This is a genomic window from Variovorax sp. YR752 (assembly GCF_943372545.1).
Map to the genome: position 1 here is coordinate 1 of NZ_CALRZC010000052.1, position 14,612 is coordinate 14,612.

General features: G+C 68.9%; 15 protein-coding genes. 8 read left to right on the forward strand and 7 right to left on the reverse strand.

The window, feature by feature from the left end; translation table 11 throughout:
• On the forward strand, positions 1-633 hold a 633-nt coding region (locus AAG801_RS14505; protein ID WP_341889005.1), incomplete at its 5' end, for a pirin family protein.
• Positions 634-670: 37 nt separating this feature from the next.
• Here AAG801_RS14505 and ureG read toward each other — a convergent pair.
• The 3 genes from ureG to ureE form a co-directional block, all read right to left on the reverse strand.
• Positions 671-1,321 (reverse strand): urease accessory protein UreG, encoded by a 651-nt coding sequence (gene ureG, locus AAG801_RS14510; protein WP_095949388.1) that lies wholly within the window; start codon positions 1,319-1,321, stop codon positions 671-673.
• A 21-nt stretch (positions 1,322-1,342) separates the two neighbouring features.
• Positions 1,343-2,014, reverse strand: coding sequence for an urease accessory UreF family protein (locus tag AAG801_RS14515; protein WP_341889006.1), 672 nt, complete (start codon positions 2,012-2,014; stop codon positions 1,343-1,345).
• 136 nt (positions 2,015-2,150) lie between these two features.
• Positions 2,151-2,747 carry an urease accessory protein UreE gene (gene ureE, locus AAG801_RS14520; RefSeq protein WP_341889007.1) on the reverse strand — a complete coding sequence of 199 codons (597 nt, stop codon included), beginning with the start codon at positions 2,745-2,747 and terminating at the stop codon, positions 2,151-2,153.
• A 66-nt stretch (positions 2,748-2,813) separates the two neighbouring features.
• On the opposite strand from ureE, the gene AAG801_RS14525 reads away from it, so the two are divergent.
• The 4 genes from AAG801_RS14525 (at position 2,814) to AAG801_RS14540 (ending at position 6,059) form a co-directional block, all read left to right on the forward strand.
• Positions 2,814-3,038: an AbrB/MazE/SpoVT family DNA-binding domain-containing protein gene (locus AAG801_RS14525; protein ID WP_341889008.1), complete on the forward strand. Its 225-nt coding sequence runs from the start codon at positions 2,814-2,816 to the stop codon at positions 3,036-3,038.
• Entirely contained in the window at positions 3,035-3,427 is a 393-nt protein-coding gene (locus AAG801_RS14530) for a type II toxin-antitoxin system death-on-curing family toxin (RefSeq protein WP_341889009.1), read from the forward strand. The genes AAG801_RS14525 and AAG801_RS14530 overlap by 4 nt, the downstream gene beginning before the upstream one ends.
• 130 nt (positions 3,428-3,557) lie before the next feature.
• Positions 3,558-4,496, forward strand: a complete 939-nt coding sequence (locus AAG801_RS14535; protein ID WP_341889010.1) for a helix-turn-helix domain-containing protein — start codon at positions 3,558-3,560, stop codon at positions 4,494-4,496.
• Positions 4,497-4,658: 162 nt separating this feature from the next.
• Positions 4,659-6,059 carry an amidase gene (locus AAG801_RS14540; protein WP_341889011.1) on the forward strand — a complete coding sequence of 467 codons (1,401 nt, stop codon included), beginning with the start codon at positions 4,659-4,661 and terminating at the stop codon, positions 6,057-6,059.
• A 3-nt stretch (positions 6,060-6,062) separates the two neighbouring features.
• On the opposite strand, the gene ureC is transcribed toward AAG801_RS14540, so the two are convergent.
• The 4 genes from ureC to AAG801_RS14560 are packed head-to-tail and all read right to left on the reverse strand — an operon-like array spanning position 6,063 to position 9,029.
• Positions 6,063-7,781 (reverse strand): urease subunit alpha, encoded by a 1,719-nt coding sequence (gene ureC, locus AAG801_RS14545; RefSeq protein ID WP_341889012.1) that lies wholly within the window; start codon positions 7,779-7,781, stop codon positions 6,063-6,065.
• A gap of 3 nt (positions 7,782-7,784) precedes the next feature.
• The gene (locus AAG801_RS14550) at positions 7,785-8,090 is read right to left on the reverse strand and encodes an urease subunit beta (RefSeq protein ID WP_341889013.1); all 306 of its coding nucleotides are present in this window, start codon (positions 8,088-8,090) and stop codon (positions 7,785-7,787) included.
• Between the two features lie 7 nt (positions 8,091-8,097).
• Positions 8,098-8,694, reverse strand: coding sequence for a HupE/UreJ family protein (locus AAG801_RS14555; RefSeq protein ID WP_153280316.1), 597 nt, complete (start codon positions 8,692-8,694; stop codon positions 8,098-8,100).
• A 32-nt stretch (positions 8,695-8,726) separates the two neighbouring features.
• Positions 8,727-9,029, reverse strand: a complete 303-nt coding sequence (locus AAG801_RS14560; protein WP_341889014.1) for an urease subunit gamma — start codon at positions 9,027-9,029, stop codon at positions 8,727-8,729.
• 78 nt (positions 9,030-9,107) lie between these two features.
• Here AAG801_RS14560 and AAG801_RS14565 point away from each other — a divergent pair, with 78 nt between their 5' ends.
• The 3 genes from AAG801_RS14565 (at position 9,108) to AAG801_RS14575 (ending at position 14,561) form a co-directional block, all read left to right on the forward strand.
• Entirely contained in the window at positions 9,108-12,758 is a 3,651-nt protein-coding gene (locus AAG801_RS14565; RefSeq protein ID WP_341889015.1) for an ATP-binding protein, read from the forward strand.
• Complete coding sequence (locus AAG801_RS14570) at positions 12,755-13,786, forward strand: response regulator transcription factor (protein ID WP_341889016.1); 1,032 nt, start codon at positions 12,755-12,757, stop codon at positions 13,784-13,786. Before AAG801_RS14565 ends, AAG801_RS14570 begins: the two co-directional genes overlap by 4 nt.
• 82 nt (positions 13,787-13,868) lie before the next feature.
• Positions 13,869-14,561: a hypothetical protein gene (locus tag AAG801_RS14575; protein WP_341889017.1), complete on the forward strand. Its 693-nt coding sequence runs from the start codon at positions 13,869-13,871 to the stop codon at positions 14,559-14,561.
• Positions 14,562-14,612: the final 51 nt, after the last annotated feature.

Below are 14,612 nucleotides of genomic sequence, written 5' to 3' on the forward strand. Positions count from 1 at the left end.
ACCGGGCAGGGCGGCACCATCGGCCCTGGCGACGTGCAATGGATGACCGCCGGCGCGGGCATCCTGCATGAAGAGTTCCATTCCGAAGCGTTCACGCGCGACGGCGGCGAGCTCGAGATGGTGCAGCTGTGGGTCAACCTGCCCGCCAAGGACAAGATGGCCACGCCTGGCTACCAGGCCATCGTCGATGCACAGATTCCGTCGGTGCCGCTGCCTGAAGGCGCGGGCAGCGTGCGTGTGATTGCAGGCGACTACCTCGGCAACAAGGGGCCGGCGCACACATTCACGCCCATCGATGTGTGGGACCTGCGCCTGAACCGGGGCGCGCAGGTGACGCTGCCGGTGCCCGAAGGCCATGCCGCCGCCATCGTGGTGCTGCGCGGCACGGTGCAGGTGAACGGCGAAACGGTGGTGCGCGACGCGCAGATGGTGCTGCTCGACCGCGCGGGCGATGCGCTGACGATCGACGCCAACAACGATGCGGTGGTGCTGTTGCTGAGCGGCGAGCCGATCGACGAACCCATCGTCGGCCACGGCCCGTTCGTGATGAACACGCGCGACGAGATCGTGCAGGCGATGAAGGACTTCGGCAGCGGGAAGTTCGGCCAGATGCCGGAGGCGGTCACGCGCTGAGCGCGACGCCGGGTTCGCCGCCGCCTTGATTGAAAGATCAGGCGGCGGTGAGCATGCCGCGCGTTTCGATGAAAGCGACCACCTCGGCGACGCCCGTGAGCGTCTTGAGGTTGGTCATCACGTAAGGGCGCTGGCGGCGCATGCGCTGGGTGTCCTGTTCCATCACATCGAGGTTCGCGCCCACGTAGGGTGCGAGGTCGGTCTTGTTGATGACGAACAGGTCGCTCTTGGTGATGCCGGGGCCGCCTTTGCGCGGAATCTTTTCGCCGGCCGCCACGTCGATCACGTAGATGGTGAGGTCCGACAGCTCGGGGCTGAAGGTGGCCGCGAGGTTGTCGCCGCCCGATTCGACGAACACGATGTCGGCGTCGGGAAAGTCTTCGAGCATGCGGTCGATGGCCTCGAGGTTGATCGACGCGTCTTCGCGGATCGCGGTGTGCGGGCAGCCACCGGTTTCCACGCCCATGATGCGTTCGGCCGGCAGCGCGCCGGCCACGGTGAGCAGGCGCTGGTCTTCCTTGGTGTAGATGTCGTTGGTGATGGCGACGAGGTCGTACTTGTCGCGCATCGCCTTGCAGAGCATTTCGAGCAGCGTGGTCTTGCCCGAGCCGACGGGGCCGCCGATGCCCACGCGCAGTGGCGGGAGCTTCTTGGTGCGGTTCGGGATGTGGTGCAGGGCGGAGGTCATGGGCGGAAAGGTCCGGTTCGGTCAGCTTCGGAAGAGGCGGGAATATTGTGTTTCATGGCGGGCCGACAACACAGCCAGCAGGGGCGCGAAGGCCTGGCGATCGTCGTCGCTCAGTTGCATTGCGCGGTCGACGGCCGCAGGGATTTCGTTCGCGAGCCGCGCGAGGATGCGCTGGCCCGCGCTCTGGCCCAGCGGCACGGCCTTGACTGCGGCGGCGACCATGTTCTCGGCCCAGCCGAAGGCGAAGGCCAGGCAGCCGTCTTGCACGGAGGCTTCGGTGCGGCTGGCGGCGAACGCGAAGGCCACGGGGTAGGTCGCGGGCAGGCCGGCGAAGACCTCCGCCGTGTCGGCGTGGTGCAGCTTGAGCCACTCGACGAAGGAGCGGCCCATCTGCTCGGTCTGCAGGAAGAACTCGGCGGATTCGCGGGTGTGCAGCACCCAGTCGTTGAGGGCGCGGATGCGTTGTGCGTCGTTCGCGCGCCAGGCGGTGATGGCCTGGGCCATCAGTGCGAGGTCGCCACGCGCGAAGCTCAGGTGCAGTTGGTCGGAAAGCCACTCGGTGGCACTGGCTTCGGAATTGATGCCGGCCCATTCGACGGCGGCCTCGATGCCTTCGGAGTACGAGAAGCCGCCGACTGGGAGGGCGGGGGAGGCCAGCCAGATGAGCTGTAGGAGGCTGTGAGGGGAGGGCATTTTTTGCGCTGTTGTTCAGGGCGCGTGCGCAGGCCACCGGGTACTTCCCTCCGCGAATGTCCCCCGCTTCGCTCCTCCTTGATTTCGCTGCGGGAAGCACCCAGTGTCCTGCGCACGGGAAGGGCGGTGGGTCATTTCAATGCGAGTGGCCGTGAGAGTGGTCGTGGCCGTGATCGTCGTCGAGCAGTTCGGGGGCGAGCACGAGTGGCTTCGGGCCGCTCTTGCCGTGGGAATGTCCGTGGTCGTGGTCATGACTGTGGCCGCCGTGCGAGTGCCCTTGCGATCCGTATGCGCCGCCTTCGGGCTCGAAGGCTTCTTCGACGGCGACGACGATCAGGTGCATCGAACGCAGCATGTCGGCCAGCACGTGGTCGGGTTCGATCTTCAGGTGGTCGGGCTTGAGCTCGATCGGCACATGCCGGTTGCCCAGGTGGTAGGCCGCGCGCGTCAGGTCGAAGGGCGTGCCGTGGGCCGTGCAGTGCGTGATGCGCAGCACCGGCTGCGGCGCCGCGATCACACGCACCAGCGAGCCGTCTTCCGCGACCAGCACGTCGCCACCGCGCACCGCGGTGCCGCGTGGCAGGAAGATGCCGATCTGCCGGCCCTGCGAGTCGGTGGCGTCGAAACGGCTTTTCTGGCGCACGTCCCAGTCGAGTTCGATGGTGGCGGCACGCTTGAGCAGCACGGGTGCGAGGCCGCGGCCCTGGGGCATGAGTTTGTTGGCGGTGAGCATGGCGAGCTTGATCTTGGCGGGAAGTCGTGAATAATATAACAATTGTTATAACTAAGGGGCGTCACCATGTCGGCACTCAAACTGACTCAGATCGGCAATTCCGTGGGAGTGATCCTGCCCAAGGAGGTGCTCGCCCGCCTGAAGCTGGAGAAGGGCGATACCGTCTTCATGACCGAGGCGGCCAACGGCGTCACCCTGACCCCTTACGACCCTTCCGTGGATGAGCAACTCCAGCTGGGTCGCGAGTTCATGCGCGAGTACCGGGACACCTTCCATCAGCTTGCCAAATGAGCGACTGGCGCTGGATCGATCGGCGCGCGCTGGTCCTTCTGCATGACGAGAGCCTGGCCGAGCACGGCGGTGCACCGGGCCTGCGGGATGAGGGGTTGCTGCAATCCGCCCTCGCGCGTCCGCTTCATCTCGTGGCCTACGGCCAGCCGGACATTGCGGACCTCGCGGCTGCGTACGGCATCGGGCTTGCCAAGAATCATCCTTTCGTCGACGGCAACAAGCGGGCGGCCTTTCTGGCTGTGGGTTTGTTCTTGGCATTGAACGGACAGCGGCTGGTCGCAACGCAGACCGAAGCCACGTTGGTGATGCTCGACGTTGCCGCCAGCGGGATCGACGAAAGCGGCTTTGCGCTCTGGATTCGCGACCATCTGGTGCCACGGAACAGCTGAGACGGCGCGTGTGGCGCGGGTGAATGAAAACGGGGGCATGGGCGCGGTGCAGCAAGGGTTCTTCTTGTAGCAAGTACCGGGCCTCGCGCAGGGCTTGCCTCCGCGCCCCATCCGCCGCAGCATGCGCGTCATGAACAGCCTGGCCTACCTGACGACCGACGTCGCCACCCCGCTGCGTTTCGACTACTGGCACGACGTCGTGTGCCGCCACTGCATTCCCGCGGCCAGCCGTGCAATGACGGCGGAGCCGTTCGAAGGGCGGCTCGACGTGCGTGACGTGGGCGCGGTCAGCGTCAACCGCATGTCGGCGCCGCTGCATTACTGGTCGCGCGATGCGCACCACCTGCGCCAGCATCCGCTGGACGACCTGTGGCTGGCGTTCGTGCAGGAGGGCGAGGGCGCCTTCGTGCAAGGCGGGCGGCAGGGGCGGCTGCGCAGTGGCGACATGCTGCTCTACGACGCCGGCCGGCCGTTCGAATGCACGATGGACGCGCGCTCGGTCTACCTGGCGCGCATGCCGCGCCGGCTGCTGTTGCGGCGCTTCGCGAAGGCCGAAGACTTCACCGCCCGCACCATCGCCGCGGACCGCCCCGGCGCGGCGCCGTTGCACGCGATGCTGCGGGAGACGGCGAACCCGGCGTTTGCGCAGCCACATTCCGCTGCCGCCGAACGCTTCGGCGGCGCGCTCATCGACCTGCTGGCCGTGACGCTCGAACTGCAGCAGGACACCACCGGCGACGCCGGTACCGAGCACGGCCTGCACGCGCGCATGACCGCCTACATCGCGCGCCATCTGGAAGACCCGGCGCTCTCGCTCGACACGCTGGCGCAAGCCCACCATGTCTCGGCGCGCACCGTGGCCCGTGCGTTCGCGCGCCAGGGCGAGACGGCGATGGGCGCGGTCTGGCAGGCGCGTCTCGCAGCCAGCCGCGATGCGCTGATGGGTGGGCGCGCGCACAGCGTGACGGACGTCGCGTTCCAGCACGGGTTCTCCGACCTGTCGCATTTCAGCCGGGCCTTCCGCAAGGCCTATGGCTGCGCGCCGCACACGCTGCTGAAGACGCGTTGAGCGCTGCGCGTGGGGTGTCCGCCCCAGCACAAGTGCATGTCCGGAAGAGACCAGCGCGGGCCGCCCCGCGCCGATAAGGTTCGCCCGGGGTGGCAGCTTCTGCCGCTTGGTCTTTGGATTCGGACCTTCTCTTTCTCAACCCTACACATGCGGGAGTCAGTCATGGCGGACAAGGAATTGCATCATCTCGAACTGCTGGAAGTCGGCCGGCAGATCCAGTCGCGCGAGCGCTCGTCGGAACAAGTCACGCGCGCCATGCTCGCGCGCATCGAGGCCGTCGATGGCCGGCTGCGCAGCTATGCGACGCGCATGGATGCGCAGGCGCTCGACGATGCGCGCCGTGCCGACGCCGAGATCGCCGCCGGCCGCGCGCGCGGGCCGCTGCACGGCGTGCCGCTGGCCGTGAAGGACCTGCTGTGGACCGAGGGCGTGCCGAGCGCGCACGGCATGACGATCCACAAGGCCTTCCGCCCGACCGAAGACGCGACCGTGGTGCGCCGCCTGCGCGAGGCCGGCGCGGTGATCCTCGGCAAGCTGCAGCAGACCGAAGGCGCCTTTGCCGACCACCATCCGCAGATCGCGTCGCCGGTCAATCCGTGGGATGCCACGCTGTGGCCGGGCGTATCGTCCAGCGGCTCGGGCGTGGCCACGGCGGCGGGCCTGTGCTTTGGCGCGCTGGGCACCGACACGGGCGGGTCGATCCGCTTTCCGTCGGCGGCCAACGGCATCACCGGGCTCAAGCCGACGTGGGGGCGGGTGAGCCGCCACGGCGCGTTCGAGCTGGCCGCCTCGCTCGACCACATCGGCCCGATGACGCGCAGCGCCGCCGATGCGGGTGCGATGCTGGCGGCCATCGCTGGCGCCGATTCGCGCGACCCCACGGCCAGCACGTTGCCGGTGCCCGACTACCTGGCGACGATGACGCGCGGCCTGGCCGGCCTGCGCGTGGGCATCGACCCCGCCTGGACGCTGGACCGCGTGGACGCTCCCACGCGTGCCACGCTCGCGGCCGCGATCCGCACGGTCGAATCGCTGGGCGCCTCGGTGCGCGAGGTGGTGTTTCCCGACACGGCGCAGGCGGTGCTCGACTGGTCGCCGCTGTGCGCGGTCGAGACCGCCGTGGCGCACGAGGCGACATACCCGTCGCGGCGCGATGAGTACGGCCCGGGGCTGTCGGGGCTGATCGACCTCGGCCTGTCGCAAAGCGCCACCGACTACCAGAAGCTGCTGTTGCGTCGCGCCGATTTCACCGGCCGCGTGCGGACCTTCTTCGAGCCGATCGACCTGCTGCTGATTCCGGCCATTCCTTTTGCAGCGCCGACGCTCGAACGCGCGAGCCAGCTCGGCGTGGACGCGGAGCTGCTGGCGGGCATGCTGCGCTACACCTGCCCGTTCGACCTCACGGGCAGCCCCACGCTCACCTTGCCGGGTGGCGCCACCGAGGCGGGCGTGCCGGTGGCCTTCCAGTTCGTGGCGCCGCACTTCGGCGAAGACCTGCTGGTGCGCGCGGGCTGGGCGTTCCAGCGCGCGACCGACTGGCACCGCCGGCATCCGGCGGTATAGCTCTCAGAACAGGAAGTACCGCTGCGCCATCGGCAGCACCTTGGCCGGCTCGCAGGTGAGCAGGTGGCCGTCGGCGCGCACCGCATAGGTCTGCGCGTCGATCTCCATCTTCGGCGTGTAGCCGTTGTGGATCAGGTCCTTCTTGCGCACGTTGCGGATGTTCTTCACCGCGCTGAGGTGCTTGCTCAGGCCGTAGCGCTCCTTGATGCCCGCGGCCAGCCCGGCCTGCGAGACGAAGGTCAGGGAGCTCTTGGCGAGCGAGCCGCCGTAGGCGCCGAACATCGGGCGGAAGTGCACCGGCTGCGGCGTGGGGATCGACGCGCTGGGGTCGCCCATCGCGGCCATCGCGATGGTGCCGCCCTTGATGATGGTGAAGGGCTTCACGCCGAAGAAGGCCGGCTTCCAGACCACGAGGTCGGCCCACTTGCCGACTTCGATCGAACCGACTTCGTGCGCGATGCCGTGCGCGAGGGCCGGGTTGATCGTGTACTTGGCCACGTAGCGCCGCACGCGGAAGTTGTCGTTGCGTTCGCTGTCTTCGGGCAGCGCACCGCGTTGCTGCTTCATCTTGTGCGCGGTCTGCCAGGTGCGGATCACCACCTCGCCGACGCGGCCCATGGCCTGGCTGTCGGAGCTGAACATGCTGATGGCGCCCAGGTCGTGCAGCACGTCTTCGGCGGCGATGGTTTCCTTGCGGATGCGCGACTCGGCAAAGGCCAGGTCTTCGGCGATGCCGGCATCGAGGTGGTGGCACACCATGAGCATGTCGACGTGCTCGTCGAGCGTGTTCACGGTGTAGGGCATCGTCGGGTTGGTCGACGAGGGCAGAAAGTTGGCCTCGCCCACCACGCGCAGGATGTCGGGCGCATGGCCGCCACCCGCCCCCTCGGTGTGGAAGGCGCAGATGGCGCGCCCGCCCACGGCGGCAATGGTGTTCTCGACAAAGCCCGATTCGTTGAGCGTGTCGCTGTGGATCGCCACCTGCGTGTCGGTGGCGTCGGCCACGTCCAGGCAGTTGCTGATGGCCGCGGGCGTGGTGCCCCAGTCTTCATGCAGCTTCAAGCCCATGACGCCGGCCTCGATCTGCTCGTGCAGCGCGTCGGGCAGGCTGGCGTTGCCCTTGCCGAGGAAGCCCAGGTTCATCGGAAACGCGTCGGCCGCCTGCAGCATGCGTTCGATGTGCCACGGACCGGGCGTCGCGGTGGTCGCGAAGGTGCCGGTGGCCGGGCCGGTGCCGCCGCCGAGCATGGTGGTCACGCCCGAGGCCAGAGCCTCTTCGATCTGCTGCGGGCAGATGAAGTGGATGTGGCTGTCGATGCCGCCGGCCGTGACGATGGTGCCTTCGCAGCTGATGATCTCGGTGCCCGGGCCGATGACGATGTCCACGCCCGGTTGCACGTCGGGGTTGCCGGCCTTGCCGATGGCGGCGATGCGGCCGTCCTTCAGGCCGATGTCGGCTTTGACGATGCCCCAGTGGTCGAGGATCAACGCGTTGGTCATCACGGTGTCGACGGCGCCTTGTGCGCGCGTGCGCTGCGACTGCGCCATGCCGTCGCGGATCGTCTTGCCGCCGCCGAACTTCACCTCTTCGCCGTAGCCGCCGGCGCGCAGCGTGTAGTCGGCTTCGACTTCGATCAGCAGGTCGGTGTCCGCGAGACGGACCCGGTCGCCCACGGTGGGGCCGAAGATTTCTGCATAGGCGCGTCGCCCGATGGTGGCCATGTTTCAGAGCTTCCCTTGAACGAGGCCGCGAAAGCCGTAGACGATGCGATCGCCGGAAAAATCGACCAGCTCGACCGTGCGCTGCTGGCCCGGCTCGAAGCGCACCGCGGCGCCCGAGGCGATGTTCAGCCGCATGCCGCGCGCGGCGGCGCGGTCGAAGTCGAGGGCGCCGGTGGTTTCGGCAAAGTGGTAGTGCGAGCCGACCTGGCTCGGCCGGTCGGCCGTGTTGCGCACGACCAGCGTGAGGGCGCGGCGGCCGGGGTTGAGCGTGTGCTCGCCGTCGTCGATGAGGAGTTCGCCGGGCGTCATGGCCGCCTCAGATCGCCTGGGCCAGCAGCGTGGCGCCAAGGGCGACGACGGCAGCGCCGGCCACGCGTGGCAGCCACGCGTTGGCATGGCGCAGCGCCCAGCCCAGCGCGATGCCGGCGGTGTGCAGCAGCAGCGTGGCGCTGACCATGCCGGCCAGCGTGAGCGCGGCGCCGTGTTCGCCCGCGAGTTCGTGGCCGTGCGCCACGCCATGGAAGACGGCGAACAGGCCCACGACGGCCATGGCAACGCCGGCCGGCAGGTGCACGCGCGTGGCGACCAGGAGGCCCAGCACCAGCAGCGAGGCGGCGATCATCGGTTCGACCGCCGGCAGCTGCACGCCGGCCAGTCCGGCCAGCGCACCCGCGAGCAGCATGGCTGCGAAGGCCAATGGCGCCCACAGCAGGTCCGGCCAGGCGCGGCGCGCGACCAGCGCGCTCCACAGGCCGACCGCGACCATCGCCGCGAGGTGGTCGGCGCCGGTCAATGGGTGCATGAAGCCGGTGACAAAGCCGTGGTGCACGCCGCCGTCGACGCCGGTGTGGGCGCTGGCGGCCAGCGGCAGCAGGAGGGTGACGAGCAAGGCGGAAGTCTTTGCGAAGCGCATGGCGGGATCTTTCTTCTTGTGGCGGAGGTTCTTCAGACGATCGGCTGGTGGACGGTCACGAGCTTGGTGCCGTCGGGAAAGCTGGCTTCGACCTGGATGTCGGGAATCATGTCGGCGATGCCGTTCATCACGTCGGCGCGGGTCAGCACGCTGCGGCCCTCGCTCATCAGCTCGGCGACGCTCTTGCCGTCGCGGGCGCCTTCCATCACGGCGGCGCTGATGAGGGCGACGGCTTCGGGGTAGTTGAGCTTGAGCCCGCGCGCCTTGCGGCGTTCGGCCAGCAGGGCGGCCGTGAAGATCAGCAGCTTGTCTTTTTCGCGCGGGGTCAGTTCCATGGCGGCGGCTTCGTCGGGTGGCGGTCGGTGATTATGGGCAAGCCAGTCTCTTTGCAACAGTCGTGCCCTGTTCGCCAAATGCCGTACCTGGTGGCACGGAAGCTGCACCGAAACGGTGTGAATTCCGCCGATGCACCCCTCCTTCCCGACGACGCGCCCCAGCGCATCGTGAAGGTGCGGCGCGACTACAACAGCTGGGTCGCAAGCGAAACGCTCGAGGACTACGCGCTGCGCTACACGCCGCAGCGCTTTCGCAAATGGTCCGAATGGCGGGTGGCCAACACGGCCTTCGGAGCGGCTTCGTTCCTGGTGCTGGAGGCGGTCGGCGCCACGCTGCTGGTGCAGTACGGCTTTGCCAATGCCTTCTGGGCGATCCTCGTCACGGGGCTCATCATCTTCCTGGCGGGCCTGCCGATCAGCGTGTACGCGGCGCGCTACGGCCTGGACATGGATTTGCTCACGCGCGGCGCGGGCTTCGGCTACATCGGCTCGACGCTCACCTCGCTGATCTACGCGAGCTTCACCTTCATCTTCTTCGCGCTTGAGGCGGCTGTGATGGCCTATGCGCTCGAGCTGGCGCTGGGCATTCCGCCGGTGTGGGGCTACCTGGTGTGTGCGCTGGTGGTGATTCCGCTGGTCACGCACGGGGTGTCGGTGATCAGCCGGCTGCAGCTGTGGACACAGCCGCTGTGGCTGCTGATGCTGGTGGTGCCCTTTGTCTTCGTGCTCGTGCGCGATCCTGGTGCGTTCGCGGGCATCACGCACTACAGCGGGGCGAAACCGGGCGCGCAAGGATTCAACTTGCACCTGTTCGGTGCTGCACTGACGGTCGGTATCGCGCTCATCACGCAGATGGGCGAGCAGGCGGACTACCTGCGCTTCATGCCCGCGCGCACGGCGGGCTCGGCGCGCCGCTGGTGGGCTGGCGTGCTGGCGGGGGGGCCGGGCTGGGTGGTGCTGGGCGTGGTCAAGATGCTGGGCGGAGCGCTGCTGGCCTACCTGGCGATCACGCACATGGTGCCGGTCGAGCGCGCGGTCGATCCGAACCAGATGTACTTGGCGGCCTACGAGTACGTGTTCCCGAACTACGGCTGGGCGGTGGCGGCGACGGCGCTGTTCGTGGTGATCTCGCAGCTGAAGATCAACGTGACGAATGCCTATGCGGGCTCGCTGGCCTGGAGCAATTTCTTCTCGCGCGTGGCGCACAGCCATCCGGGGCGCGTGGTGTGGGTGGTGTTCAACGCGCTCATCGCCTTCATGCTGATGGAGATGAACGTGTTCGAGGCGCTGGGCGACGTGCTCGGGCTGTTCGCCAACATCGCCATCGCCTGGATGATGGCCGTGGTGGCCGACCTGGTCATCAACAAGCCGCTGGGGCTGTCGCCGCCGGGCATCGAGTTCAAGCGCGCGCACCTGTGGGACATCAACCCGGTGGGCGTGGGCGCGATGGCGTTGGCGTCGGTGCTGTCGATCACGGCGCACCTCGGTGTGTTCGGGCCATTGGCGCAGGCGTTCTCGGCGCTGATTGCGCTCGGCACGGCGTTGGTGGCGTCGCCGCTGCTGGCGTGGGCCACGGGCGGCAAGTACTACCTCGCGCGCACGTCCGACCTAGGCGGCTCGGTGCTGTTCGCGCCGGCCGAGGGCGGGCGCAAGGTGCGCTGGGCGCGGGTCGAATCGACGCCGGACGACGGCGGCAGCTACCAGCGATTGAAGGTGCAGCACTGCGTGATCTGCGAGCGCGAGTACGAAGGGCCCGACATGGCGCACTGCCCGGCCTACCAGGGCGCGATCTGCTCGCTGTGCTGCACGCTCGATGCGCGCTGCGGCGACCTGTGCAAGCCGCACGCGAGCCTGTCGGCGCAGTGGTCCGCCGTGCTGCGCTGGCTGCTGCCGCGCCGCAGCTGGCGCTACCTCGACACGGGGCTCGGGCACTTCCTGCTGCTGATGCTGGTGATCGTGCCGCTGCTGGCCGTGGTGTTCGGCGTGCTCTACCAGCAGGAGCTGCGGGCCCTGAGCGAGGGCGCGCTCGCGCTGGCAGCGCAGGCCGACGTGGCCGGGGCGCTGGCGGCCGTGCAGCAAGCCTCTTTGCGCTCGGGCTTTCTGAAGGCCTACATGGCGCTGCTGGTCATCGCGGGCATCGTCGCGTGGTGGCTGGTGCTGGCGCACCAGAGCCGCAAGGTGGCGCAAGAGGAATCGAACCGCCAGACCCACCTGCTGGTGCGTGAGATCGCTCTGCACCGCGAGACCGACCGCGCGCTGCAGGACGCCAAGCAAAGCGCCGAAGAAGCCCGTGAGATTGCCGAGCACGCCAAGCTCGCGGCCGACCAGGCGCGGCGCGCGGCGGACCTCGCGAACCAGGCCAAGAGCCGCTACATCAGCGCCATCAGCCACGAACTGCGCACGCCGCTCAACAGCATCCTGGGCTACGCGCAGCTCATGGGCGAAGACCATTCGGTGCCGCCGCACCGCCAGCAGGCGGTGGCGGTCATCAAGCGCGGCGGCGAGCACCTGCTGTCGCTCATCGAGGGCACGCTGGCCATCGCCCACATCGAGGCCGGCAAGCTCACGCTGGACGCGCGGCCGATGCGCTTTGCCGATGCCATGCGCGAGCTGGCCGACATGTTCGAACTGCAGGCGGCCGAGAAGGGCCTGCGCTTTCGCTTCGAGGCGGCCGGCGCATTGCCCGACGTGGTGCGCGCCGACGAGAAGCGCGTGAGCCAGATCCTCATCAACCTGCTGGGCAACGCGATCAAGTTCACGGCGGCGGGGCAGGTGACCTTGCGCATTTCCTACGCGCGCGAGTTCGCCGCCATCGAGATCGAAGACACCGGGCCGGGCATGACGGATGCGGACATCGAGCGCATCTTCGAGCCCTTTGCGCGCGGCCACGCGGCGGTGTCGTCGGCGCCGGGTGCGGGCCTGGGCCTGACCATCGCGAAGATGCTGACCGACCTGATGGGCGGCGAGATGAAGGTGCGCAGCACGCCGGGCGAGGGTTCGCTGTTCTGCGTGCGGCTGTTCCTGCCGCGGGTGCACGAGGCGGTGGCGAGCACCGCGCGCATCGCGCCGGCACCGCGTGCACGGCGAGGCTACGAGGGCGTGCGGCGGCGCCTGCTGGTGGTCGACAACGAGGAGGCCGACCGCGAGCTGCTGGGCCATGTGCTCGCGCCGCTGGGCTTCGAACTGCGCACGGCGGCCAGCGGGCACGACGCGCTGGACCTCATCGCCGCGGGCTACCGGCCCGACGCCATGTTCGTCGACCTCGCGATGCCCGGCATCGACGGCTGGGAGACCATCCGCCGCGCGCGCAAGCTGGGGCTCGCCGAAGCGTCGGTGGCCATCGTCTCGGCCAACGCCTTCGACAAGGGGCTCGACAACGACGTGGGCATTGCGCCCGAAGACTTCTTCGTCAAGCCCGTGCGCCACACCGAACTGCTCGACTGGCTGGAGCGCCGGCTCGCCTTGAAATGGACCGACACCGCCGCGCGGCCTTCGCCCGCCGTGGCCGCGCCGCGCGCGATGCAGCCGCCGTCGCTCGCACGCCTGCGTGCACTCGACGAAGCGGTGGGCCTGGGCTACTTTCGCGGCATCATGAACCAGCTCGACGACATCGACGCCGCGCAGCCCGAATGCGCCGCGTGGACCGAGGCCCAGCGCGCGCTGGCCCGCCAGTTCCAGTTCGAGGCCATGGGCCGCGCGCTGGCCGAAGCCGCCGAGGGCGCTGCATGACCCTTTTGTCTCCACCGACCCTGCCCACTTCGCCGCTCGCCCGCACGCTGCGTGAACAGCAGGGCGCCCACGGCGACCTGGTGCTGATCGTCGACGACGTGCCCGACAACCTCGCCGTGCTGCACGACGCGCTCGACGAATCGGGCTACACCGTGCTCATCGCCACCAACGGCGAGCAGGCGCTGCAGCGCGCCGCGCAGGCGCGCCCCGACATCGTGCTGCTCGACGCCATGATGCCGGGCATCGACGGCTTCGAGGTGGCGCGCCGGCTCAAGGCCGATGCGGCCACCGCGCACATCCCCATCGTGTTCATGACGGGCCTCACCGAGACCGAGCACCTGGTGGCCGCGCTCGAGGCGGGCGGGGTCGACTACGTCACCAAGCCCATCAAGCCGAAGGAGGTGCTGGCGCGCATGAACGTGCACCTGCAGGGCGCCCGCCGCGCGCGGCAGGAGGCGCACCAGGCCGGGCAGGCACGCAATGCCCTCGACGCCTTCGGCTACGCGAGCATCACCGTGCGGCTGCCCGAAGGGCGGTTGATCTGGCAGACGGCGCTGGCGCGCGAGATGCTGTCGCGCTACTGCGAAACGCAGGCGCCCGAGACGCCGCCGGCCGTGCTCGACTGGCTGCGCCAGCACGCGCCCGAAGCCCGCGCACGCGGCATCGAGCCGCCCGCGCTGGTCATCGCGCAGGGCGCGCGCAGCCTGAGCCTGCGGCTGCACCGCCAGACCGGCGAGGACGATGCCGGCGACGAATGGATGATCGTCATGCGCGAGGTGTCCGACACCGCCGTCATCGAGGCCATGAGCCTGAGCCTGAAGCTCACGGCGCGCGAGGCCGAGGTGCTGTACTGGGTCGTCAAGGGCAAGACCAACAAGGACATCGGCGAGATCCTCGGCAGCAGCCCGGCCACCGCCAAGAAGCACCTGGAGCGCGTGTACGTGAAGCTGGGCGTCGAAACGCGCACGGCAGCGGCCGGCGTGGCGATCAAGCGCATCCGCGAGCTGCAGCCGCAGTTCGAGTTCTGAATGACGTGCAGGCAGCGCCGCGTCATGGCGTGGACTTTCCGGCTTCCTAGAATGAGGCAGGGCTCTCTGAGGGAAGCACGAGATGAAGAACAACAACAAACGCACCGCACGCCTGCTGCTCGCTGCATTCGCGGCGTTGCCGGGCCTCGGCGCGCAGGCCGCCGGCCACTTCGATGTCGACGATGCCGGCACGCTCGATCCCGGCCAGTGCCAGTACGAAACCTGGTGGGGCCGCAGCGGCGCCGATCCCGTCACGACGGGCTTCCATGTCGGGCCGGCCTGCCGGGTCGGGCCGGTCGAGCTGGGGCTGAACTTCGACCGGCTCTCGGCGCAGGGCGTTCACTCGGTCACGGGCGGCCCGCAACTCAAATGGACCTTTGCCGGGACGGCCGCCGACGCGCCTTTCAGCGCCGCCGTGTCGATGGGCGCGGTGGCCGACCTGCGGCGCGGCGGTCGCTGGGGCGGCCAGCTGGTCGTGCCGCTCACCTGGCGGCCCACCGAGAGCCTGCAATTTCACGCCAACCTCGGCGCCGACTGGGCGCTGGGCACCGGCGCGCGCACGCCGCGCGGCGGTCTGGCGGTGGAGTGGGCGTTGAACGACGCCGTGTCGCTGATCGCCGAGCGCCATCGGGCCGGGGGCGTGTGGACCTCGCGCGTGGGCGGCCGCGTCAGCCTGACGCCGCTGATCAGCGTCGACATCAGCACGTCGCGCACCGGGCCGCAGGGCGTGCGCGGCGTGGTGATCGGGCTGAACCACGAATTCACGTGGAAATAAGTGAAGAGAAACTGAAATCCACTGCAATGGGATGAACTCCCGTATCGTGGA

Excerpts from the sequence above, each read along its gene's own strand:
- AAG801_RS14555 (WP_153280316.1), bottom strand. The coding sequence starts at position 8,694 with ATGCGCTTCGCAAAGACTTCCGCCTTGCTCGTCACCCTCCTGCTGCCG.
- AAG801_RS14525 (WP_341889008.1), top strand. The coding sequence starts at position 2,814 with ATGTCGGCACTCAAACTGACTCAGATCGGCAATTCCGTGGGAGTGATC.
- AAG801_RS14515 (WP_341889006.1), bottom strand. The coding sequence starts at position 2,014 with ATGCCCTCCCCTCACAGCCTCCTACAGCTCATCTGGCTGGCCTCCCCC.
- AAG801_RS14540 (WP_341889011.1), top strand. The coding sequence starts at position 4,659 with ATGGCGGACAAGGAATTGCATCATCTCGAACTGCTGGAAGTCGGCCGG.
- AAG801_RS14565 (WP_341889015.1), top strand. The coding sequence starts at position 9,108 with ATGCCGTACCTGGTGGCACGGAAGCTGCACCGAAACGGTGTGAATTCC.
- ureG (WP_095949388.1), bottom strand. The coding sequence starts at position 1,321 with ATGACCTCCGCCCTGCACCACATCCCGAACCGCACCAAGAAGCTCCCG.
- ureE (WP_341889007.1), bottom strand. The coding sequence starts at position 2,747 with ATGCTCACCGCCAACAAACTCATGCCCCAGGGCCGCGGCCTCGCACCC.
- ureC (WP_341889012.1), bottom strand. The coding sequence starts at position 7,781 with ATGGCCACCATCGGGCGACGCGCCTATGCAGAAATCTTCGGCCCCACC.
- AAG801_RS14570 (WP_341889016.1), top strand. The coding sequence starts at position 12,755 with ATGACCCTTTTGTCTCCACCGACCCTGCCCACTTCGCCGCTCGCCCGC.
- AAG801_RS14550 (WP_341889013.1), bottom strand. The coding sequence starts at position 8,090 with ATGACGCCCGGCGAACTCCTCATCGACGACGGCGAGCACACGCTCAAC.
- AAG801_RS14560 (WP_341889014.1), bottom strand. The coding sequence starts at position 9,029 with ATGGAACTGACCCCGCGCGAAAAAGACAAGCTGCTGATCTTCACGGCC.
- AAG801_RS14530 (WP_341889009.1), top strand. The coding sequence starts at position 3,035 with ATGAGCGACTGGCGCTGGATCGATCGGCGCGCGCTGGTCCTTCTGCAT.
- AAG801_RS14575 (WP_341889017.1), top strand. The coding sequence starts at position 13,869 with ATGAAGAACAACAACAAACGCACCGCACGCCTGCTGCTCGCTGCATTC.
- AAG801_RS14535 (WP_341889010.1), top strand. The coding sequence starts at position 3,558 with ATGAACAGCCTGGCCTACCTGACGACCGACGTCGCCACCCCGCTGCGT.